The 19,910-nt window shown below is 63.9% G+C and carries 18 protein-coding genes; 13 read left to right on the top strand and 5 right to left on the bottom strand.

The window, feature by feature from the left end:
* Positions 1 to 218: 218 nt before the first annotated feature.
* On the top strand, positions 219 to 1,427 hold the full coding sequence (locus tag AC1DYJ_RS23750) for an aminotransferase-like domain-containing protein (RefSeq protein WP_477282631.1): 1,209 nt from the start codon (positions 219 to 221) through the stop codon (positions 1,425 to 1,427).
* 121 nt (positions 1,428 to 1,548) lie between these two features.
* Here the strand turns inward: AC1DYJ_RS23750 and yghU are convergent, their stop codons facing one another.
* Entirely contained in the window at positions 1,549 to 2,418 is an 870-nt protein-coding gene (yghU, locus tag AC1DYJ_RS23755) for a glutathione-dependent disulfide-bond oxidoreductase (protein ID WP_477282083.1), read from the bottom strand.
* Positions 2,419 to 2,624: 206 nt separating this feature from the next.
* On the opposite strand from yghU, the gene AC1DYJ_RS23760 reads away from it, so the two are divergent.
* The 9 genes from AC1DYJ_RS23760 (at position 2,625) to AC1DYJ_RS23800 (ending at position 11,223) form a co-directional block, all read left to right on the top strand.
* On the top strand, positions 2,625 to 3,536 hold the full coding sequence (locus AC1DYJ_RS23760; RefSeq protein WP_477282085.1) for a S1C family serine protease: 912 nt from the start codon (positions 2,625 to 2,627) through the stop codon (positions 3,534 to 3,536).
* 231 nt (positions 3,537 to 3,767) lie between these two features.
* Positions 3,768 to 4,364, top strand: coding sequence for a YdeI/OmpD-associated family protein (locus tag AC1DYJ_RS23765; protein ID WP_477282087.1), 597 nt, complete (start codon positions 3,768 to 3,770; stop codon positions 4,362 to 4,364).
* Positions 4,365 to 4,480: 116 nt separating this feature from the next.
* Positions 4,481 to 5,179, top strand: a complete 699-nt coding sequence (locus tag AC1DYJ_RS23770) for an SDR family NAD(P)-dependent oxidoreductase (RefSeq protein ID WP_477282089.1) — start codon at positions 4,481 to 4,483, stop codon at positions 5,177 to 5,179.
* A 181-nt stretch (positions 5,180 to 5,360) separates the two neighbouring features.
* Complete coding sequence (locus tag AC1DYJ_RS23775; RefSeq protein WP_477282091.1) at positions 5,361 to 6,419, top strand: GSU2403 family nucleotidyltransferase fold protein; 1,059 nt, start codon at positions 5,361 to 5,363, stop codon at positions 6,417 to 6,419.
* A gap of 209 nt (positions 6,420 to 6,628) precedes the next feature.
* The gene (locus AC1DYJ_RS23780; RefSeq protein WP_477282093.1) at positions 6,629 to 7,837 is read left to right on the top strand and encodes an ABC transporter substrate-binding protein; all 1,209 of its coding nucleotides are present in this window, start codon (positions 6,629 to 6,631) and stop codon (positions 7,835 to 7,837) included.
* Entirely contained in the window at positions 7,834 to 8,649 is an 816-nt protein-coding gene (locus AC1DYJ_RS23785) for an ABC transporter ATP-binding protein (RefSeq protein ID WP_477282095.1), read from the top strand. The genes AC1DYJ_RS23780 and AC1DYJ_RS23785 overlap by 4 nt, the downstream gene beginning before the upstream one ends.
* Complete coding sequence (locus AC1DYJ_RS23790) at positions 8,642 to 9,346, top strand: ABC transporter ATP-binding protein (protein WP_477236229.1); 705 nt, start codon at positions 8,642 to 8,644, stop codon at positions 9,344 to 9,346. The genes AC1DYJ_RS23785 and AC1DYJ_RS23790 overlap by 8 nt, the downstream gene beginning before the upstream one ends.
* A 7-nt stretch (positions 9,347 to 9,353) precedes the next feature.
* On the top strand, positions 9,354 to 10,241 hold the full coding sequence (locus tag AC1DYJ_RS23795) for a branched-chain amino acid ABC transporter permease (RefSeq protein ID WP_112566970.1): 888 nt from the start codon (positions 9,354 to 9,356) through the stop codon (positions 10,239 to 10,241).
* 1 nt (position 10,242) lies between these two features.
* Complete coding sequence (locus AC1DYJ_RS23800; protein WP_477282097.1) at positions 10,243 to 11,223, top strand: branched-chain amino acid ABC transporter permease; 981 nt, start codon at positions 10,243 to 10,245, stop codon at positions 11,221 to 11,223.
* On the opposite strand, the gene AC1DYJ_RS23805 is transcribed toward AC1DYJ_RS23800, so the two are convergent.
* Genes AC1DYJ_RS23805 through AC1DYJ_RS23820 form a run of 4 tightly spaced genes read right to left on the bottom strand, consistent with a single transcriptional unit; the run spans position 11,217 to position 15,805 of the window.
* Entirely contained in the window at positions 11,217 to 12,161 is a 945-nt protein-coding gene (locus tag AC1DYJ_RS23805; RefSeq protein WP_477282633.1) for a Csu type fimbrial protein, read from the bottom strand. The two genes, AC1DYJ_RS23800 and AC1DYJ_RS23805, sit on opposite strands and share 7 nt — an antisense overlap.
* Before the next feature lie 14 nt (positions 12,162 to 12,175).
* The gene (locus tag AC1DYJ_RS23810) at positions 12,176 to 14,593 is read right to left on the bottom strand and encodes a fimbria/pilus outer membrane usher protein (protein WP_477282099.1); all 2,418 of its coding nucleotides are present in this window, start codon (positions 14,591 to 14,593) and stop codon (positions 12,176 to 12,178) included.
* Complete coding sequence (locus AC1DYJ_RS23815; RefSeq protein ID WP_477282101.1) at positions 14,565 to 15,287, bottom strand: fimbrial biogenesis chaperone; 723 nt, start codon at positions 15,285 to 15,287, stop codon at positions 14,565 to 14,567. The genes AC1DYJ_RS23810 and AC1DYJ_RS23815 overlap by 29 nt, the downstream gene beginning before the upstream one ends.
* A gap of 26 nt (positions 15,288 to 15,313) precedes the next feature.
* Positions 15,314 to 15,805: a Csu type fimbrial protein gene (locus tag AC1DYJ_RS23820; protein ID WP_477282103.1), complete on the bottom strand. Its 492-nt coding sequence runs from the start codon at positions 15,803 to 15,805 to the stop codon at positions 15,314 to 15,316.
* Positions 15,806 to 16,593: 788 nt separating this feature from the next.
* Between AC1DYJ_RS23820 and AC1DYJ_RS23825 the strand changes: the two genes are divergently transcribed.
* The 3 genes from AC1DYJ_RS23825 to AC1DYJ_RS23835 all read left to right on the top strand — a co-directional run bounded on the left by AC1DYJ_RS23825 (position 16,594) and on the right by AC1DYJ_RS23835 (position 19,883).
* Complete coding sequence (locus tag AC1DYJ_RS23825; RefSeq protein WP_477282105.1) at positions 16,594 to 16,983, top strand: DUF427 domain-containing protein; 390 nt, start codon at positions 16,594 to 16,596, stop codon at positions 16,981 to 16,983.
* A 103-nt stretch (positions 16,984 to 17,086) separates the two neighbouring features.
* Entirely contained in the window at positions 17,087 to 17,644 is a 558-nt protein-coding gene (locus AC1DYJ_RS23830; protein ID WP_477282107.1) for an RNA polymerase sigma factor, read from the top strand.
* A gap of 142 nt (positions 17,645 to 17,786) precedes the next feature.
* Entirely contained in the window at positions 17,787 to 19,883 is a 2,097-nt protein-coding gene (locus AC1DYJ_RS23835) for an EAL domain-containing protein (RefSeq protein WP_477282108.1), read from the top strand.
* The last annotated feature ends 27 nt before the right edge of the window (positions 19,884 to 19,910 follow it).

The following is a 19,910-nucleotide window of genomic DNA, read 5'->3' on the forward strand; positions in this document are numbered from 1 at the left end:
CTTTTTATGCCGGTCGTCTCGAAACGAGGTTGCATCCACGCCTTTGGACGCGCAACAATTTTCCCTGTGCGGGGGTGAAAATGTGTTTGCTTTTCCACCTGGGCCACGCGGAATGGCTTTCTGGCTATTCCAGCGGGATAATAGGTCAGCTAGATTGACCTAAATTCGCATGGTCGGAACGATCATGCTGGACCAGATGCCGTATCCGGGGAGGTGGGCTGATGAGTTTGATGGACCTGTTGGCGTCACGCGCCTCGCGCATGAAGGCGTCGGAAATCCGCGAGCTGTTGAAACTGCTCGACCAGCCCGACATCATCTCCTTTGCCGGCGGCATTCCCGATCCCGCTTTGTTTCCCTCGCAAGCCATTGCCGATGCCTACGCCTCGGTGCTCGGCGGCGCGGAGGCGAGTGTTGCCCTGCAGTATCAGGTCTCCGAAGGCTATCTGCCGCTGCGGCGCTGGCTGGCCGGCCAGATGGGCAAGCTCGGCATCGCCTGCGACGAGCACAACATCTTCATCACCTCCGGTTCGCAGCAGGCGCTGGATTATCTGGGAAAACTATTTCTGTCGCCGGGCGACACCGCGCTGGTGACGTGGCCGACCTATCTCGGCGCGCTGCAGGCCTTCAATGCCTATGAGCCACGCTACGACCGGCTGACGCCGGATGGCGGCAACATGACGCCGGCCGCCTACCAGGCGGCGGCCGCAGCTGCCGGCGGCAACGTAAAATTCGCCTATCTGGTGCCCGATTTCGCCAATCCGACCGGCGAGACGCTGAACCGCGCGCAGCGCGAGGCGGTGCTCGATCTCGCCGGCGAGCTCGACATCGCCGTCATCGAGGACGCCGCCTATCGCGCGCTGCGCTATGACGGCGAGGGCGAGCCGCCGATCCTGGCGATCGACTGCGAACGCTCCGGCGGCATCGAAAATGCCCGCACGCTCTATTGCGGCTCGTTCTCAAAAATCCTGTCGCCGGGCATGCGCGTCGGCTGGGTCTGCGCGCCGCGCCGCGTCGTCGAGCGCCTGGTGCTGATGAAGCAGGCCTCGGACCTGCACAGCCCGTCGATCAACCAGCTGGTCATGCACCGCGTCTCCGAGGCGGTGTATGACGGCCAGGTGGAAAAGCTGATCGATGCCTATCGCGGCCGCCGCGACGCTCTGCTTGCCGCGCTCGAGGCCGAAATGCCCGATGGTGTGAGCTGGAGCCGCCCCGAAGGCGGCATGTTCGTCTGGCTTACGCTGCCCGAGGGCTCGGATGCCACGGCGCTGCTCGCCCGTTCGGTCAAGGAAGCCCGCGTGGCGTTCGTGCCGGGCAATGCGTTCCACGCCGACGGCTCAGGCCGCAACACGATGCGCATGAGCTTTACGCTGGCGGATAAACGCGCCGTGGGTGAGGGCGTGCCGCGGCTGGCGAAGTTGATGGGATGAGCTCCCTACCTCCCCCTTGTGGGGAGGTCGGACCGAAGGTCCGGGTGGGGGTGCTTGGCGCCGACCCCCACCCCGATCCGCTTTGCGGATCGACCCTCCCCACAAGGGGGAGGGTAAAAAGTCACTCCGCCGCGACCAACTTGTCCTGCGTCTTGGTCTCGAAATCGCCGGCGTCGTGGCGTTCGTGCAGCTGCATCGCCGGGTCGCCGAAGGCGCGGTTGACCATGCGGCCGCGCTGCACCGTCGGGCGGGCGTCGATCGCTTTGGCCCAGCGCTGCACATGCTTGTAGTCCTGCACCGACAGGAACTCGGCGGAATCATTGTACATGCGGCCGAGCGCCAGGCCGCCATACCAGGGCCACACCGCCATGTCGGCGATCGAGTAGCCGGCGCCGCCGAGATATTCGGTCTCTGCCAGCCGCCGGTCGAGCACGTCGAGCTGGCGCTTGGTCTCCATGGCAAAGCGGTCGATGGCGTATTCGAACTTTTCCGGCGCATAGGCGTAGAAATGGCCGAAACCGCCGCCGAGATAGGGCGCCGAACCCATCTGCCAGAACAGCCAGGACAAGGTTTCCGCGCGCGCCGGCTGTTCGGTCGGCAGGAATTCGCCGAACTTTTCCGCGAGATAGAGCAGGATCGAGCCGGATTCGAAGACGCGAACCGGCGTCTTGCCGCTGCGGTCGAGCAGCGCCGGGATCTTGGAGTTGGGGTTGACCTCGACGAAGCCCGAACCGAACTGGTCGCCATCGTTGATCTTGATCAGCCAGGCGTCGTATTCGGCGCCCTTTTGGCCGAGCGCCAGCAGTTCCTCCAGCATGACAGTCACCTTGACGCCGTTCGGCGTCGCCAGCGAGTAGAGCTGCAGCGGATGCTTGCCCACCGGCAGCACCTTGTCGTGCGTCGGGCCGGCAATCGGCCGGTTGATGCTGGCGAACGTGCCCCCATTGGCTTTCTTCCAGCTCCAGACTTTCGGCGGGGTGTATTCGGTCATGCGGAGATTTCCTCAGGGTTTGGCGGGTCGAATATGCTGCCAAACATAGGTGCAAATTAGAAAGGTTCAACTTGTGTTGAACTATTATCGATAGGGGCGTTGGTTTTTCCTTCTCCCTTACAGGAGGAGAAGGGAAGAGCGCCCCTTGCGTCTCGCCCAGCGCGGCATACCTATAAAGGGTAATCTCCGCCCGCCAGGATGAAAGCATGCCCATAGATCCTCTGTCCCCGCTTTTGCGCTCCGTCGTTGCCGTGCGCGCCACGGTGCCCGACGACGCCTTTACGGCGAACGCCTTGGGCACGCGCCGGGAAGGCAGCGGCGTCGTCATCCGCGGCGACGGGCTGGTGCTGACCATCGGCTATCTCATCACCGAGGCGGAAGAAGTCTGGCTGACCGACCAGGACGGCCGCGTCGTGCCGGCGCATGCGCTGGCCTACGACCAGGAAACCGGTTTCGGCCTGGTGCAGGCGCTGGCGCCGCTCGGCCTGCCGGCTGTTGCCTTGGGTGATGCCGAGAAAGCCAAGGTTGGCGACCCCGTGGTGTTTGCCGACGGCACCGGCCGCTCGGTCAAGGCCCACATCGTCACCAAGCAGGAATTCGCCGGCTATTGGGAGTATCTGCTCGATGAGGCGATCTTCATCGCCCCGGCGCACCCGTCCTGGGGGGGTGCTGCGCTGCTCGGTCAGGACGGCAGCCTGCTCGGCATCGGCTCGCTGCTGCTGCAGATGAGCCGCAACGGCGAGGTGGCAGACATCAACATGGTCGTGCCGATCAACCTGCTGACGCCGATCCTCGACGATCTCTTGACACGCGGCCAGGTGGCGAAGCCTCCACGTCCGTGGCTCGGCGCCTTCTCGGCGGAATCGAACGGCGCCGTCATCGTGATGAGCGTCGCCGAAGGCGGCCCCGCCGCCAAGGCAGGCCTGCGCCAGGGTGACATCATCTCCGACGTGCGCGACGGCGAGGTCGACGGTCTGGCCGATTTCTACCGCAAGCTCTGGCAGAATCCGGCGGGTTCGGAGATCCCGCTGAGGGTGGTGCGCGATGGCCGCGAGACCTGGCTCAGAGTGAAATCGGCCGACCGCAACAGCTTTTTGAAGAAGCCGCATTTGCAGTAGGGCTCCCCCTTCTCCCCTTGTGGGAGAAGGTGTCGCCGAAGGCGACGGATGAGGGGTGTTCCAGGGAACGCCAACGCCTCACTCCGCTGGAACACCCCTCATCCGTCTCGGCGCTACGCGCCGATCCACCTTCTCCCACAAGGGGAGAAGGGAAAGCGGCGCCCTCGACGCAGCTGACAGAAACTGGCATCGACAGCCGGTAGAACCGGTCCGGCAACAAACGAGGTGATGATGGCGCCGTTCAAGGTCGATCCGCAAAGAGTCCGGGAATTCCCGGATCCGGATAGTTTCTATGCCTGGTTGCGCGAGAACCATGCCGGCGAGAGCGAGGTCTGGATCAAGGTGCACAAGGTCGGCTCGGGCCTCGCCTCGATCACACCCAAACAGGCCATAGACGTGGTGCTGTGCTTCGGCTGGATCGATGCCATACGCAAATCGCTCGACGACAAGAGTTTTTTGCAGCGCTACACGCCGCGCGGCAAAAAGAGCATCTGGAGCAAGATCAACATCGACAATGTCGCCCGCCTGATGGAGGAGGGCCGCATGACCGAGCATGGGCTAAAACAGGTCGAGGCGGCCAAGGCCGACGGCCGCTGGGACCGCGCCTATGCCTCAGGCAAGGATATGAAGATCCCCGACGATCTGCAGGCCGCCATCGACGCCGAACCTGAGGCGAAAGCGATGCTGGCAAAACTGTCCGCTCAGAACCGCTTCGCGCTGGCGTTTCGAACCCACAACATGAAGACCGAGGCGGGGCGCAGGAAGAAGATCGAGGCCTTCGTCGAAATGCTGAAACGCGGCGAGACGATCTATCCGCAGAAGCGGTGAGGGTGGCTCGCCTCTTCACTCATGCACCCCATCGCATAGCGATTGCCGTCCCAGGCTCTAATCAATCGATCCGGCTCATGCCATCTTCTCGGGAAAATCGAGATGGACATGAAACGATGAACACCCACTCCGGCAAGGTCGCGCTCGTCACCGGCGGCAATCGCGGGATCGGCCTGGAGACCGGCCGACAGCTGGCGGCGCTCGGCTTCACTGTGCTCATCGGTTCGCGTGATCCGGCCAAGGGCGAGGCGGCGGCGCGACAACTGGGCGGCAAGGTGGAGGTCATCGCTCTGGATGTCGCAGCAGTCGATGCGGCAGCACTTGCCGTGGCCGAAATCGAGCGCCGCTTCGGCCGGCTCGACGTGCTCGTCAACAACGCCGCCATCCACTATGACCCACGCGCGCGGGCGCTGAAGCCCGACTGGACGGTGATCCGCGAAGCCTTCGAGACCAATGTCTTCGGCGCCTGGCGCATAGCTGCCGCCTGCGCGCCGCTGCTCAGCGCCTCCGGCCATGGCCGGCTGGTCAATGTGTCCTCCGAGGGCGGATCGCTCGCGTCGATGGGCGCCGGCGCCCCGGCTTATTCGACCAGCAAGGCGACGCTCAACGCGCTGACCTGCATTCTCGCCGCCGAATTGCGCGGCGCCGGCGTGCTGGTCAACGCCATCTGCCCCGGCTGGGTCGCGACCGACATGGGCGGTCCCGGCGGACGCCCGGTGGCGCAAGGGGCAGCCGGCATCGTCTGGGCCGCCACCTTGCCGGATGACGGCCCGACCGGCGGCTTCTTCCGCGACGGCAAAAGACTGCCGTGGTGATGGGGCAGGAGCCGTCCAGCGATGCTGAGTGCACTGGATTGGATGATAACATATTATTTTTGTTGAGTTTTCCACTCAATTCGGCAGAAAGTGATTTGGTAGTGGAAAAAATAGAGCAAATTATTGTTATTTAACATTTTTCCACTATGGTATTGAAAATCACGCGCAAGAGTGGAAAACAATGCTGAGCGAGTTGACCGGCGAGCAACGGCGCCAACTCATCGACACGCAGCAGGTCTACGAGGCCTGGTTGCATGCCAATGCCGAGCGCCAAAGGCGCTTTGCAGGCAGCATGCGCTGGGTCGAGCGCAACGGCGCTGAGTATCTCCTGCGCAAGGTCCGGCAGGTCGAGAATTCGCTTGGACCGAGAAGCAGCCGGACGGAGAAGGCGTTTGCCGCGTTTTCCGAGGGCAGGGCGCAAAACAAGGATCTGCTGGCTGGCCTGTCCAATCGCCTGAACAGCCTGGCCAAGGTCAATGTGGCAATGGGTTTGGGCCGGATGCCGGCAATCGCTGCACGGATATTGCGGCGGTGCGCCGAAACGGACCTGCTCGGCAGGCAGTTGATGGTCGTCGGCACCAACGCGCTATTCGCTTACGAGGCTCTGGCCGGTGTCCAGGTTACCAGCGGCCTTACGGCGACTGGCGACATCGACTTGCTTTTCGATTCCCGCCGCCGCATCAGCTTCATGACCGTTGAGAAAGTGAGCCAGTCCGGTTTGATTGGGCTGTTGCGCAAAGTGGACAGATCATTCAAGCCGCTCCAACCCCGCGCTTTCAGAGCAACGAATCGTGATGGCTACCTGGTCGATCTGATCCGCCCACAGGCAAGACACATCCGCAAGGACAATGCCCCTACCTCCATTACGCCGCTTGCCGATGACCTCGACAGCGCGCCCATGGTTGGGCTGCAATGGCTCATCAACGCGCCGAAGGTGGAGGCTGTGGCGATTGATGAGCGCGGCTATCCCGTAAGCATACCGACGGTCGACCCCCGGATTTTCGCCTTGCACAAGGCCTGGCTGGCCATGCGGCCGGACCGGTCTGCGGTCAAGGCGGTGAGAGATCGCGAGCAGGCGGAGGTGGCTGCCCGCATTGCCACCGACTATCTTTCCCTTCCGCTGGACAGCGAACATCTCAAAGGGCTTCCGGCGGCACTGCGTGAAGCTGCGGCCACGACGCTCTCACCGCCGGGATCGCGAGGCTTTTCCGAAGACTCTCGAATCGAGCCTGACTGGTAGCGGCGACCCGCCCCGCGCGCCATGCTACGAAAATAGCATTCTCGCCGCGCGAAATGTGATGCTAGGTTCCCGGTGCACCCGGGGCGGAGGGGCGCTACAGGAGGAGTGGCGGGCGCGACGGCCCGAATTTCAGCGAGAACCGGACGGAACTGTTGAACCATTGCAAGGCTGCCGCGTTTCCCGGCGTCGGCCCAAGGGAGGAACCACCTGTGAAAGCATCCTATCTCGTCTCAGCCGCTCTGCTCGCGGCGACTGCGATGCCGGCGGCGGCCGGCGAAATTTCCGACGGCAAGGTCAAGATCGGCATCCTCAACGACCAGTCGGGCGTCTATGCCGATTTCGGCGGCAAATGGTCGGTCGAGGCCGCCAAGATGGCCGTCGAGGATTTTGGCGGCAAGGTGCAAGGCGCTCCGATCGAGATCGTCAACGCCGACCACCAGAACAAGCCCGACATCGCCTCCAACATCGCGCGCCAGTGGTATGACACCGAACAGGTCGATGCCATCATGGAGCTGACGACCTCCTCGGTGGCGCTCGCCGTCCAGGGGCTGTCCAAGGAAAAGAAGAAGATCGACATCGTCACCGGCGCCGCTTCGACAGAGCTGACCGGCAAGCAGTGCTCGCCCTATGGCTTCCACTGGGCCTACGATACCCATTCCCAGGCGGTCGGCACTGGCGGTGCGCTGGTGCAGCAGGGCGGCGACAGCTGGTATTTCATCACCGTTGACTATGCCTTCGGCTATTCGCTGAAGGAGCAGACCTCAAAGGTGGTTGAAGCCAGCGGCGGCAAGGTGCTGGGCGAAGTGCGTTACCCCTTAGGCTCGACCGACTATTCCTCGTTCCTGCTGCAGGCGCAGTCCTCCGGCGCCAAGGTCGTCGGTCTCGCCAATGCCGGCCTCGACACCTCCAACACGATCAAGCAGGCGGCCGAGTTCGGCATCGTTGCCGGCGGCCAGCGGCTGGCGGCCCTTCTGTTCACGCTCTCCGAAGTGCATGGGCTCGGCCTGCAGGCGGCGCAGGGCGTGGTGCTGACCGAAGGCTTTTACTGGGATCGCGACGACAAAAGCCGCGACTTCGCCACCCGCTTCTTCAAGCGCACCAACCGCATGCCCAACATGGTCCAGGCCGGCACCTACTCGGCGGTGTTGCAATATCTGAAGGCCATCGACAAGGCCGGCACCGACGAGACCGAAGCGGTCGCCAAGCAGCTGCATGAATTGCCGGTCGACGACGTCTTTACCGCCAACGGCAAGGTGCAGGCCGACGGCTCGATGGTGCACGACATGTATCTCTACCAGGTCAAGAAACCCGAGGAGTCGAAGAAGGACTGGGACTACTACACCTATCTGGCGACCATTCCAGGCGACAAGGCCTTCACCAAGGCCGAAGACAGCGGCTGCCCGCTCGTCACCAAGTGACGGTGGCGCAGGCTGAAGCCGTCCGGGCGGGCGGCACAAAAGACACGCCGCGGGTGGTGCTTTCCGCCCGCGGCCTGCGGCGTGATTTCGCCGGTTTCGTCGCCGTCAACAATGTCGACCTCGACGTCCATCACGGCCAGATCCATGCGTTGATCGGGCCGAACGGCGCCGGCAAGACGACGATCTTCAACCTGTTGACCAAATTCCTGCAGCCGACCAGCGGCCGGATCGAATTGTTGGGCAGCGACATCACCCGCACGCCGCCGGCCAGGGTGGCGCGCATGGGCCTCGTCCGCTCGTTCCAGATCTCGGCGATCTTTCCGCATCTGAGTGTCCTCGACAATGTTCGGGTCGCCCTGCAACGGCCGAGCGGGCTGGGCTTCCAGTTCTGGCGCTCGCTGTCGGCACTCGACAAATTGACACCAAGGGCGCGCGAGCTTCTCGCCATTGTCGGCCTCGACGATGTCGCGCATCGGTTGGCCGGTGATCTCTCCTATGGCCGAAAACGCGTGCTCGAGATCGCCACCACGCTGGCGCTCGATCCGAAAGTGCTTCTGCTCGACGAGCCGATGGCCGGCATGGGGAATGAGGATGTCGGAACGATTTCGGGCATCATCCGCTCGCTGGCACGCGACCGCGCCGTGCTGATGGTCGAGCACAATCTCACCGTCGTTGCCGACCTCTGCGACTGGATCACCGTCATGCAGCGCGGCCAGGTGCTCGCCGCCGGCGACTACGCAACGGTGAGCACGGACGAGCGCGTCCGCATCGCTTATATGGGGACCGAGCATGAAGGGGCGGGGCATGAGTGAGCCGCTGCTTGCCGTGCGCGATCTCCACGCTTGGTACGGCGAGGGCCACGCGCTGCACGGCGTGAACCTCGATGTCTTTCGCGGCGAGACGGTAACGCTGCTCGGCCGCAACGGCGTCGGCAAGACCACGACGCTGCGCGCCATTATGGGGCTGGTCCGCAAGCGCAGCGGCAGCGTCACCTTCGACGGCAGCGACCTGATGCGCCTGCCGTTGCATCGTGTTGCGCATAAGGGTCTGGGCTTCGTACCTGAGGAACGCGGCATCTTCGCCACGCTCACTGTCGACGAGAACCTGATCCTGCCGCCGGTGGTGGCCAAGGGCGGCATGAGCGTCGAGGAGATATTCGACCTCTTTCCCAATCTGAAAGAACGCCGCAACAGCCCCGGCACCAAACTCTCTGGCGGCGAGCAGCAGATGCTGGCCATTGCCCGCATCTTGCGCACGGGTGTTCAGATGCTGCTGCTCGACGAACCGACCGAGGGCCTGGCGCCGGTCATCGTCCAGCGCATCGGCGAGTTGCTGGCGACCTTGAAGAAGCGCGGCATGACCATCCTGCTGGTCGAGCAGAATTTCCGCTTCGCCGCCCGCATCGCCGACCGCTTCTATCTGATGGAGCATGGCAAGGTGGTGGAGGGTTTTGCCGTAAGCGAGCTTTCTGCTCACACCGAACAGCTGCACGAGGTGCTTGGGGTATGATGACGCCATGACGATGATCTTCGGCATCCCCGTCCAGGCCTTGCTCGGCCAGATGCTGGTCGGGCTGATCAACGGCTCCTTCTACGCCATGCTCAGCCTTGGGCTGGCCGTCATCTTCGGCCTGCTGCGCATCATCAACTTTGCCCATGGCGCGCTCTACATGTTCGGCGCCTTCATCGGCTATCTGATGCTGGTCCATCTCGGCATCGGCTACTGGCCGGCACTGGTCCTGGTTCCGCTCGTCGTCGGCGTGTTCGGCATGGCGGTCGAGCGCCTGGCGCTGTCGCGGCTCTACCGGCTCGATCCGCTCTACGGCCTGCTCTTCACCTTCGGCCTGGCGCTGGTCATCGAAGGCGTCTTTCGCTTCTACTACGGCGTGTCAGGCAATCCCTATGCCGTGCCGTCCCAGCTCGCCGGCGGCACCAATCTCGGCTTCATGTTCCTGCCCAACTATCGCGGCTGGGTGGTGGTTGCTTCGCTCATCGTCTGCATCGGCACCTGGCTGCTGATCGAAAAGACCAGGCTCGGCTCCTATCTGCGCGCCGCGACCGAGAATCCGGAGCTGGTGCAGGCTTTTGGGGTCAACGTGCCATTACTGCTGACGCTCACCTATGGGCTGGGCGCGGCCCTTGCGGGGCTCGCGGGCATTCTGGCGGCACCGGTCTATCAGGTCAGCCCGCTGATGGGGTCGGATCTTATCATCGTCGTCTTCGCTGTCGTCGTCGTCGGCGGCATGGGCTCGATCCTCGGGGCCATCGTCACCGGCTACATGCTCGGGCTCGCCGAGGGCTTGACCAAGGTGTTTTATCCCGAGGCGTCGAACCTCGTCGTCTTCGTCATCATGGCGATCGTGCTTCTGCTGCGCCCCGCCGGCCTGTTTGGAAGGGATGCCTGAGATGAGCGAGGCAACCCTTCACGAGCAGCGCACCGCCGCTTCCGTCCGGCTTGAGCGGGTGCTGATAGCACTGGCCATACTGGCGCTCATCGCCGCGCCCTTCTTCGTCTATCCGATCTTCCTGATGAAGATGCTGTGCTTTGCGCTGTTTGCCTGCGCCTTCAACCTGCTGCTCGGCTACACCGGGCTGTTGTCCTTCGGCCATGCCACCTTCTACGGCGCCGCCGCCTATTTCTGTGCTTACGCCGTCAAGGACTGGGGCTGGCCGCCGGAAGCCGGCATCCTGCTCGGCACCGCGGGTGCTGCCGTGCTCGGACTGGTCATGGGCTTCCTCGCCATCCGCCGGCAAGGCATCTATTTCTCGATGATCACGCTCGCGCTGGCGCAGATGTTCTACTTCTTCTGCGTCCAGGCGCCGTTCACCGAAGGCGAGGACGGCATCCAGGGCGTACCGCGCGGCACGCTGTTTGGCGTCATCGATCTCAACGTCACCTTGAACATGTATTTTGTCGTGCTCGCCGTTTTCCTCATCGGCGTCTTCGCCGTCTGGCGTATCGTCAATTCGCCCTTCGGGATGATCCTGCGTTCGATCCGCGAGAACGAGAACCGTGCCATTTCGCTCGGCTATTCGGTCGGCCGCTACAAGCTCGCCGCCTTCGTCATGTCGGCGGCGCTCGCCGGGCTTGCCGGCGCCACCAAGGCGATCGTCTTCCAGTTCGCGACCCTCACCGACGTCACCTGGCAGATGTCGGGCGAGGTGATCCTGATGACCCTGCTCGGCGGCATCGGCACCATGGTCGGCCCGGTCGTCGGCGCCGGCCTCGTCGTCGGCCTGGAAAACACGCTCGCCACCTCGGGCTTCCCGGTGACCATCGCCACCGGCCTGATCTTCATGATCTGCGTGCTGGTCTTCCGCCGCGGCATCGTCGGCGAGATATACGCGCGGTGGCTGGCGCCGGCCGACGCCGGCCGCGATCAATAGGTGATGGTCACCACCACCGTGTCGGTATAGACGCCGGCCGAGGGCGTGGCCTGTGGCGGCACGCGGCCGTAGACGGTGAGGGGTTGCGCCGCGCCCGTCCCGGTGCCGGCCACCGTGCTTCCCGGCGTTCCGGCATCGCCCCAGGGCTGCGAGCGCGCATTGTCCTTGTAGAGGCCGTACGTCACCCGCTCGGCGCCCTTGGACATCTTGCGGTTGGTCGGCGTGCCGCCCGTCGTGCCGCCGTTGAGCGACACCGTATAGGCGGTGGTCGGCGTGCAGGTGACCGAGACCTGGCCGGTGGCGTCGACATTGGCGTCGAGCACGCCCTTGGGGCCGAAATCGATATTCTGGGTGGCGACCAGGCAATTGGCCGGCACCGTGGCATTGACGGTGAAGGTCGGAGACGGCGCCGTGAAGCCGAACCCAGTGTTGCAGCTGTTGCCGAGCAGGTCGTTCTGGTAGCGAAACTCGAGCTGGCTGCCGGAAAATGTCGACAGATAAGTGCCGGGCGGAACCGTCGACTGGCCTCCGGTCACCCGGCCATAGATCGTTGCGCTGCCCGATGCGTTGCCGATCAGAACCGGCAGCGCGATGACCGGTGGGCGCGATGCATAGGGCCAGTTATAGGAACCCCACACGACGCTCATTCCGGGGTCCGAATAGAGCTGGTAGTTGAGGCTGTTGGCGCCGCTCAGCATCTGCCTCGCTGCCGCCGACGTCGCACCGCCGCTGCCGGCGCCGATATGCGGACAGACCAGGATGCGCACCAGCCCGCCGGTGCAATTGATGTTCAAGGTCGCCGTCGCGGTGGCCGCGGTGGCCGACAGCGTGTCGATGAGGCCGAAATTGACGTTGGTGACGCTGAAGCTGCAGCTCTGCGCGCGGGCAAGCGATGGCAAGATCGCCAGCAGGATGGCCACGATTGCGGCGCGCAGCATTTGGCCCGGCATTGTCATTGGCACACCACGTCCTTGATCGTCACTTGCCGGCCGCGCACCGCCTCGAAGGGGAACGTCGCCCGGCACGAACTGCCGTCGCCGCGATCGACCAGCACTGAATTCTGCCGGGCGAGGCCCTTGATATAGGCCTGCCCATCATAGCCGACGACGAAGTCTTCCGCGCCGCCGTCGAGGCGTCCCGACAGCCCGGCTTCGAGCGGCGTTCCGCTCGCATCGACCAACGTCACAAGGGCTGCCTGTGCCGCCTCCGACACGCCGAACTTCAGCACCACGCCATTGCGATCGGCCGGGACGACGGTCTCCTTTGTGGTCGGGACATCGGCGTCGACGGGCAAGTTCTTCGGGTCGATGGAGACCGTGTTCAGCTCATACGAATTGAGCCCGGTGACCAGGATGCGGCCTTTGCTGTCGGTCTTTCCGACCGGCCTGTTCTGATGCAGCACCTCGACGTCAGGCGTACCGACATCGACGACGGCAAACGCATCGTCGATGCGGTTGGTGGCGAACACGCCGCCGCCGGCGACCGCGATGGCCCCGTCCATCTGCCCGGTCACGCGAAAATCCTTGTCGAACTGCTGGGCGCTGGCCGCCAGGCGCGCAAACAGCGCCCGATAGCTGACCGATGCCGAGCGGTTGGGCGTTTCACCTTCCGACGTGCGCAGCCGCCAGCCGACGCTGCCGACCTCCGCCTGTTCGGACTTGGCCAGGTCGGCAACGACATTGAGGCCGTCAGGCCCTTGCTCGACGCCTGTGGAGGCTGTGATGTCGTCGTTGAACGGGATCGAAAGCCCGGCGAACACGCCATAGCTGCTGTCGTCGTCGAGATCGGCAAAGGCCGTGGCATAGAACGTGCTGCGCTTGAAGATCGCCTGGCTGTAGGAGAGCCCGACGATCTGGCTGGTATCGCCCTCGGCGCTTTTGAGATGGGTGTAGGAGAGGTTGAGGCTGGAGAAATCGATCGGCATCGGCACGCTGAGCGTCACCTGGTCGACCGCGCGCGGCACGCCGGCGCTGAAACGCGTGAAGTCGTCTGGATCGAGAACCGGCTGCGCCGTCACCGAGGCGATGTCTTCATAGCCGCCGAAGGCCCTCTGCATGTGCGCGTTGATCGCCCAACCTTCATAGCCGAATTCGACGCTGGCATCGACCAGCGAGCCGGTGCGCCCGTCATGATGGCTGCCCGCCATCGCCGCCGACGCCGCTCCATAGGGGCCGAGCGGAAAGGCAGCGCCGATGCCGCCATTGATCAGATCGGCACCGCCCTCGGCATGGGCTTCCAGCGTCAGCTGGTCGCTCAGGCCATAGCGCGCCGTGGCGGCGCCCATGACGCGCCCGTCATAGTCGTCGGAGGAGATGCCGAAATTGCGCCGCGCCATGCCCGCCTCGACGGAAAAATCGAGCAACCCTTTGCGCAGCAGCATGTTGGAAGCATAGAACGGCAAGGTGGCGGTGGTCTCGCGCCCGAGGCTGTCGCGCAGCACCACCTGCGCCTGCCCGGCGCCGGTGAACACCGGCAAATTGGTGACCTGGAACGGCCCGGGCTGGATGTCGCCGGAATAGGTGCGCACGTTTTGCGTATAGACTTCGAGGGTCGACGGCACCGCCGCCGTGCCGCCGAAGGAGGGCAGGGGTAACGTCACCAGATCCGAGCGCAGGCTGAAATTGCGCTGCGCCTGGATGCCGCCGAGATAGACGGGCCGCGTCCACGACAGGCCGCCGGAGACGAAGTCGCCGGCCCGGTAGGTCATCAGCCGGTCGGGGTCGGAATAGCTCCAGGTCGTGTTGAGCCGGGTGAAGCCGCCGAACCTGTCGTCGGAATAGCCGGCGATGAACGACTGGCCAAGCGTTCCATAGGGGCTGAACACACGCGTGTCGAAGCCGCCCGAGATGCCCTGGAACAGTTCGTTGTCGCCGTCGAACAGTGTGTTGGAGCTGGCAAACAGCGAGTAGTTGATTACCGCGCCATAGCCCGATTGCGGCGCCGGCCGGTCCTGCAAGCGCAAGCCGAGATCGATCATGCGCGCCTCGCGGCTGTCATTGGCGGCGGTGACGTAGAGGCGCTGCGCCGCCTCGTCGATCTGAAACGACACGTCCGCCAGCTGGTCGAGCCTGACCAGGCCGCCGGCGTCGACGGCACCCTCCGGTGGCTTCAACCCGACCTCCTTCAGCTCTTGCGGCGTCGCCGCCAGGCCGCCATCCGGCATCTCGGTGAAGTTGCCGATGAGTTTCGTAGAGGCGTCGTTGATGAACACCTCCAGATAGAGGCTGCGGCCGGCTGGCAGAACGGGATCAGGCTTTTCGGGGTTCGTCACGGCCGGCAGTTCTTGCGAGTTCACTGCCGGGCAAGGTGTGAAAGTCGCGAGCGCGACGACAATCGCGGTGCTAGCGGCCCTTGACGGCAACTTTGGCATCGAAGGGTCCAAGATCGCTCTGTGCCTTCAAAAGCACGGAGCCCGCGGACAGTGACTTGCTGCTGCCGATCGGCCACTGCATGGTCGCGCCGCCCAAGATATAACCGACAAGCCCGTTTCGGTTGCCGAGCTTCTTGCCGCCCTGGGTCAGCATCAGGTTGGACAGGCGAAAGCGGCTCTGGCCGCTGTTGCTGGCGGTGAGCATCAGGCTGCCGCCATTGCGCGACAGGCTCCACGCGATCGCCGGCGCGGCTGCGTCGGCGTTGCGGAAAAACACCGGCACCGAATAGCGCAGCGCGAGCGCGACTGTACCGGCCCTCTTGCGCGAGGGGTCCGGCAGTTCGTCGATGATGACGCGGTAGCTCTCTTCGGCGCGCACCGGCGCCTTCGAGACGCGCACGACGCGAACCACGTATTGGGCGTTGGGTCCGAGCTTGGTCGATGGCGGGCTGGCGACCACGTCCGTGGTTGGCGTCAGCGTCTCGATGCCGCCGGACTGGCTCCATGCGAAGACCCTGATCTGCACATTGATCGGCCGCTTGGTGTCGTCGTTGCTGAGGTTGAGGACCGCCGCGCTGTCGGGCGCGATAAGCTCGAGACCTGTCGGCGCCACCCTGAGCGAAGCGGCGTGTGAGAGACCGGCGCACAGCAAGAAAAGAGCCGTGGCGCCGATGCATGAAAGCATGGATCGCATGGTCGTCCTCGTATTGGCGTCGTCGGTCAGTAGGTTACGGTGATCGCAACGGTGTCGGTGTAGACGCCTGCCGCCGGCGTCGTTTGCGTTGGAACACGGCCATAGACCGTGATGTTCTGCACACTGCCATTGCCGGTTCCCGAAACCGTTTCGGTGGGGATCGTTGTCCCCCAGAGCTGCGTGCGAGTGCTTTCCCTGTAGATCGTGTAGTTGATTGTCGCCGACGCCGGTCCGGTCATCTTGCGGACCGCGGTGGTCGCGCCCGCGCCAAGCCCGACGCCCAGACCCACATCGTAGGTCTTCCCGGTCGTGCATTGCACGCCAATGGTGCTTGTCTGGTCGAAATTCGTATCGATGACGCCGTGCGTGCCGAAATCAAGATCGCTTGCCGTCTGGACCTTGCATTCGTCGATAATGGTGATGCGCACCGTTATGTTGCCGGACGCAGTGGCGGCGATCGCGGGCAGGGTTGGAAGCAGCGACGCTCCCAGCAGCAGCGCGTATTTCAGCAATCTCATGCGTATGTCCTCCGTCGGGCGGACCGTTCCTCGCGAACAATCCTGACCCGGATTTCACCCCTGCAGCTCCTCCCGCTGCATGCTTCGCAAAGACATTACCATATCGGTAATATCAAAAGCGAACTTCGTAATGATTATTACAACTTAGATTCGGATTGCAACAGATGAATAACTGCAAGACTATCAGATAACTTTGGTTAATATTTGGTTAATTAGGGTAAAATCGACATATTATGGAAGTGAAAATTCGTCTATCGATAATTTATTTTGGACTTTTCGCCGAAAAGGCGGAAATTGATATCAAATCATCTTGATTTGATAGAGTCTGGCCTTGTTGTCTCCCATTATCGATTATTTCGCAGCGTATGCCGGCGCCAAGCGGCCGTCGCCGTCGCTGCGCCGCTAGGGCCGCATTCCCCAAAACCCTGTTCCGCCCGGCCCAAGCATCGCCGTCCCGGCTGAGATAAATCCACCGCCGTCGGATCCAGGGAAACACATGCGAATCATTCTTGCCACGCTCGCCCCGGTTTCCTTGGGCAGCGCATCCGCCGGACGGGAGATGCGCCTGTTGTCCCATGGAGCCATGATCGCACGGCCGGCAGCCGCGCGGACCGACCGCCAGAGCGTCAAGAAAGGAAGAACGATGAAGAAGACCTATGAAAAGCCAAGGCTTCAGAAGCGCGAAAAACTGACCGGCGTCACGGCAGTGATCATCGTGTCGAGCCCGGTCGAAAACGGCAGCTGACGCCTTGATCGGCATCGGACCACTGCGGACAAGGAGAACGGCTATGGATCAGCATGCGAACCTGTCACCGGGCTTTCGGCGCAATCCGGGCAAGGTGATCACCGTCGAACCCTTCAAGGGGCGTGTCGTCGTGTTTGCCAACAGCGTCATCATCGCCTCGTCGGCGAAAGCCAAAATGGTGACCGAGCCGCCTTACCCCTCCCGCTTCTACATCCCGTTCGAAGACATCGATTTCCGCAAGCTGGAGAAGACCGACCTGTCGACCGAGTGCCCCTACAAGGGCGTCGCCAGCTACTGGAACGTGCTGCCGGCGGCCGAGGCCGGCAACGATGCGATGTGGGCCTACGTGCAGCCTTTCGACGAAATGGCGGCAATCCGCGACCACGGCGCCTTCTATCCCGACAGGGTCTCCATCGATGCTGCGCCGCGCTGAACGCGGGCAGCGATTTTCATGCTGGCCAACGCTGCCTCGGGCCGAGCCTGAAGGCGCTTTGGTTTTGCATCGGCGACAAGCCGACAACGAAGACAACAAGGTCATGGACGAAAAGCAGAGAGCCATCCTCGACGAGATCCCGCGTCTGCGGCGCTATGCGCGCTCGCTGCTGCGCGACCGCGATTCCGCCGACGACCTCGTCCAGGATTGCCTGGAACGGGCGCTCTCGCGGCTGGACAACTGGCAGACGGGAGAGAGCCCGCGAAAATGGCTGTTTACGATCATGCATCATCTGTTCATCGACCAGATGCGCAAGGTGAACCGGCGTGGCGAAGCCTCGATGCTGCCGCTGGAAGCCGGCGAGGTGCAGGCCTCTCCCGCCGACCAGCTGGAGAACGTCGCCGCGCGCGAGATCATCGACGCGCTGCAGGCGATCAGCCCCGACCGCCGTGCCGCCCTGACCATGGTCGCCATCGAGGGCTTTTCCTACGCCGAGGCCGCCGAGATGCTCGGCGTGCCGGCCGGCACGCTGATGTCGCGCATTGCACGTGGCCGTGAGGAACTGCGCGGTCTGCTCGAGGACAATGCGCGCCGCCGCGCCATAAGGATCGTCGAACCCGGGCCGGGCCGGGCAACTCCAATCAGGGCGCCCATGGCATGACGAACCCCGATCGCATGACGAAGCCTCGCGGCATGATCCGGCACCATTGCAGGTCTTGCGCCTCGTACGCGCACGCATCCGGTAACGGATTCTTGTCTGCTTGCGTGTACAATGGCGCCGATGGGGTGGACGAAACCAGGGCATGGCTGAAGAGAAAAAACGCAACGGCGAGTTCTGGGCGCTGGCGCTCGAATGCGCTCATCTCGGCGTATGGGACTGGGATGTTTTGAGCGGCGATTGCTTCTATTCGCCGACCTGGTCGCACATGCTGGGTTACGAGGATGGCGAGCTTGCCAACAGCAGCGATCTCTGGCTGAAGCTGACGCATCCCGACGACCGTGAGCGGGCGCTGGCCAGCGGCGAGCGCCACATTGCCGGCCTGACCACGTCGATCGAGACCGAGCTGCGCCTGAAGCACAAGGACGGCCACTGGATCTGGGTGCTGGACCGCGGCGGCATTGTCGAGCGTGACGCGACAGGCAAGCCGGTCAGGCTGATGGGCGTCCAGACCGACATCAGCCGGCAGAAAGAGGCCGAAGCCGAACTGGAGCGGGTCAATGTGCGCTTCCGCCTGGCGCTGGCGGCCAGCGGTACCGGCATCTGGCATCACGATATCGACGCCAACAAGAGTTATTGGGATGCCCGCACCAGGGAGATTTTCGGCCTCGTCGCCGACACGGACGAAGTGACCGCCGACCTCTGGCACACCTATCTCCACCCCGACGACAAGGACGCCACCGAGCGCGCCCATCTGTCGCCGCTTGCGACCGACGGGGTCGTCGCCTCGCAATACCGCATCGTCCGGCGAGACGGCGAAATCCGTCATGTCGAATCGCTGGTGCGCTTCATCGCAGCCCCAGACTCCGCGGGCCAGATCCTCGGCACCGTGCGCGACATCACCGAGGACAAGAAGCGCGAACGCGAACTCGCCTACGCAGCCCACCACGATGCGCTGACCGGCCTGTTCAACCGCGCCGCCTTCGACCGGCTGCTGGCCGAACACATCGCCACCGAGCGGCTTCTGCCGCTGGCGGTGTTCTATGTCGATCTCGACTACTTCAAGGCGCTCAACGACTTTGCCGGCCACGCCGCCGGCGACCTGGCGCTGAAGGGCGTCGCCGCCGGCATAGTGGGCTGCCTGCCGGCATCGGCGCGCGCCGCGCGCCTTGGCGGCGACGAGTTCGCGCTGCTGGTGCCCAATTGCGAACCTGCCGAGGCCGAGGCGCTGGCCGTCGCCATTCTTGCGGCCGTGCGCGACGCCGATCTCGGCCTGCCAGTGACGTCGCGCAAGCTTGCGGCCAGCATCGGCATCGCCTTCGTCGACGACACCACCACGACGGTGGCCGATGCGCTGGCCTGTGCCGACGACGCCTGCTACGCGGCCAAGGCCGCGGGGCGCAACCGCTTCGCGGTGTTTTCGGCCGACGCGGCGTCGGGTTCCGGCGGCCTCAACGCCGCCCGCGTCGCCGCCGACACGGTCGACGCGATGGATGACGGGCGGCTGAAACTGTTCGGCCAGGAGATTCATCTGCTGGGTCTGCCCTGGCGCGAGAGCCGCCATGTCGAAGTGCTGGCGCGGCTTGTGGGCAAGAATGGCAAGCTGATTCCGCCGGGCGAGTTCATTCCGGTCGCCGAGCGCTTCGGCATTGCCTCGCGGCTCGACCGCTGGATCATCAAGACCGCACTGTCGCAGCATGGCTCGGCCATGAAATCGGGCGCCATCACGCTCGGCTTCAACCTGTCGGCGCAGACGCTGAGCGACCCGCTGCTGTGGGATTTCGTCGACGCCGTCATCGCCGAGACCGGAGCGCCGCATTCCGGCATCGGTTTCGAAATCACCGAGACCGCCGCCGTCACCAATTTCGACGCCGCCGAACAGTTCGTGCGCAAGGCGCGCGAGCGGCAATGCCGCGTCAGCCTCGACGATTTCGGCGCCGGCATGAGCTCGTTCGAATATCTCAGGCGCTTTCCCGTCGATCAGATCAAGATCGACGGCTCGTTCATCGAAAACATCGCCCAAAACCGGTTCGACCGCGAGATCGTTTCGGCCATAACGGGCATCGCCAAAAGCCTCGGCTGCGCGGTGGTGGCCGAAAAGATCGAAGAGCAGGCCGCGCTCGAGATTTTGCGCAGCATGGGTGTCGCTTACGGCCAGGGGTTTCTGCTGCATCGGCCGGAGCCGCTGGAGGCGATCGTCGCAAGGGCAAGCGCCGAGGCGCCGCGCAAGCGCTTCGGCTGACGCGGCCGAGCCGTTACCGAACCGCCC

The organism is Mesorhizobium sp. P2_B11, from assembly GCF_056404855.1.

Excerpts from the sequence above, each read along its gene's own strand:
- AC1DYJ_RS23790 (WP_477236229.1), top strand. The coding sequence starts at position 8,642 with ATGAGTGAGCCGCTGCTTGCCGTGCGCGATCTCCACGCTTGGTACGGC.
- AC1DYJ_RS23820 (WP_477282103.1), bottom strand. The coding sequence starts at position 15,805 with ATGAGATTGCTGAAATACGCGCTGCTGCTGGGAGCGTCGCTGCTTCCA.
- AC1DYJ_RS23770 (WP_477282089.1), top strand. The coding sequence starts at position 4,481 with ATGAACACCCACTCCGGCAAGGTCGCGCTCGTCACCGGCGGCAATCGC.
- AC1DYJ_RS23815 (WP_477282101.1), bottom strand. The coding sequence starts at position 15,287 with ATGCGATCCATGCTTTCATGCATCGGCGCCACGGCTCTTTTCTTGCTG.
- AC1DYJ_RS23805 (WP_477282633.1), bottom strand. The coding sequence starts at position 12,161 with ATGCTGCGCGCCGCAATCGTGGCCATCCTGCTGGCGATCTTGCCATCG.
- yghU (WP_477282083.1), bottom strand. The coding sequence starts at position 2,418 with ATGACCGAATACACCCCGCCGAAAGTCTGGAGCTGGAAGAAAGCCAAT.
- AC1DYJ_RS23760 (WP_477282085.1), top strand. The coding sequence starts at position 2,625 with ATGCCCATAGATCCTCTGTCCCCGCTTTTGCGCTCCGTCGTTGCCGTG.
- AC1DYJ_RS23830 (WP_477282107.1), top strand. The coding sequence starts at position 17,087 with ATGGACGAAAAGCAGAGAGCCATCCTCGACGAGATCCCGCGTCTGCGG.
- AC1DYJ_RS23825 (WP_477282105.1), top strand. The coding sequence starts at position 16,594 with ATGGATCAGCATGCGAACCTGTCACCGGGCTTTCGGCGCAATCCGGGC.
- AC1DYJ_RS23810 (WP_477282099.1), bottom strand. The coding sequence starts at position 14,593 with ATGCCAAAGTTGCCGTCAAGGGCCGCTAGCACCGCGATTGTCGTCGCG.
- AC1DYJ_RS23800 (WP_477282097.1), top strand. The coding sequence starts at position 10,243 with ATGAGCGAGGCAACCCTTCACGAGCAGCGCACCGCCGCTTCCGTCCGG.
- AC1DYJ_RS23775 (WP_477282091.1), top strand. The coding sequence starts at position 5,361 with ATGCTGAGCGAGTTGACCGGCGAGCAACGGCGCCAACTCATCGACACG.
- AC1DYJ_RS23795 (WP_112566970.1), top strand. The coding sequence starts at position 9,354 with ATGACGATGATCTTCGGCATCCCCGTCCAGGCCTTGCTCGGCCAGATG.
- AC1DYJ_RS23835 (WP_477282108.1), top strand. The coding sequence starts at position 17,787 with ATGGCTGAAGAGAAAAAACGCAACGGCGAGTTCTGGGCGCTGGCGCTC.
- AC1DYJ_RS23765 (WP_477282087.1), top strand. The coding sequence starts at position 3,768 with ATGGCGCCGTTCAAGGTCGATCCGCAAAGAGTCCGGGAATTCCCGGAT.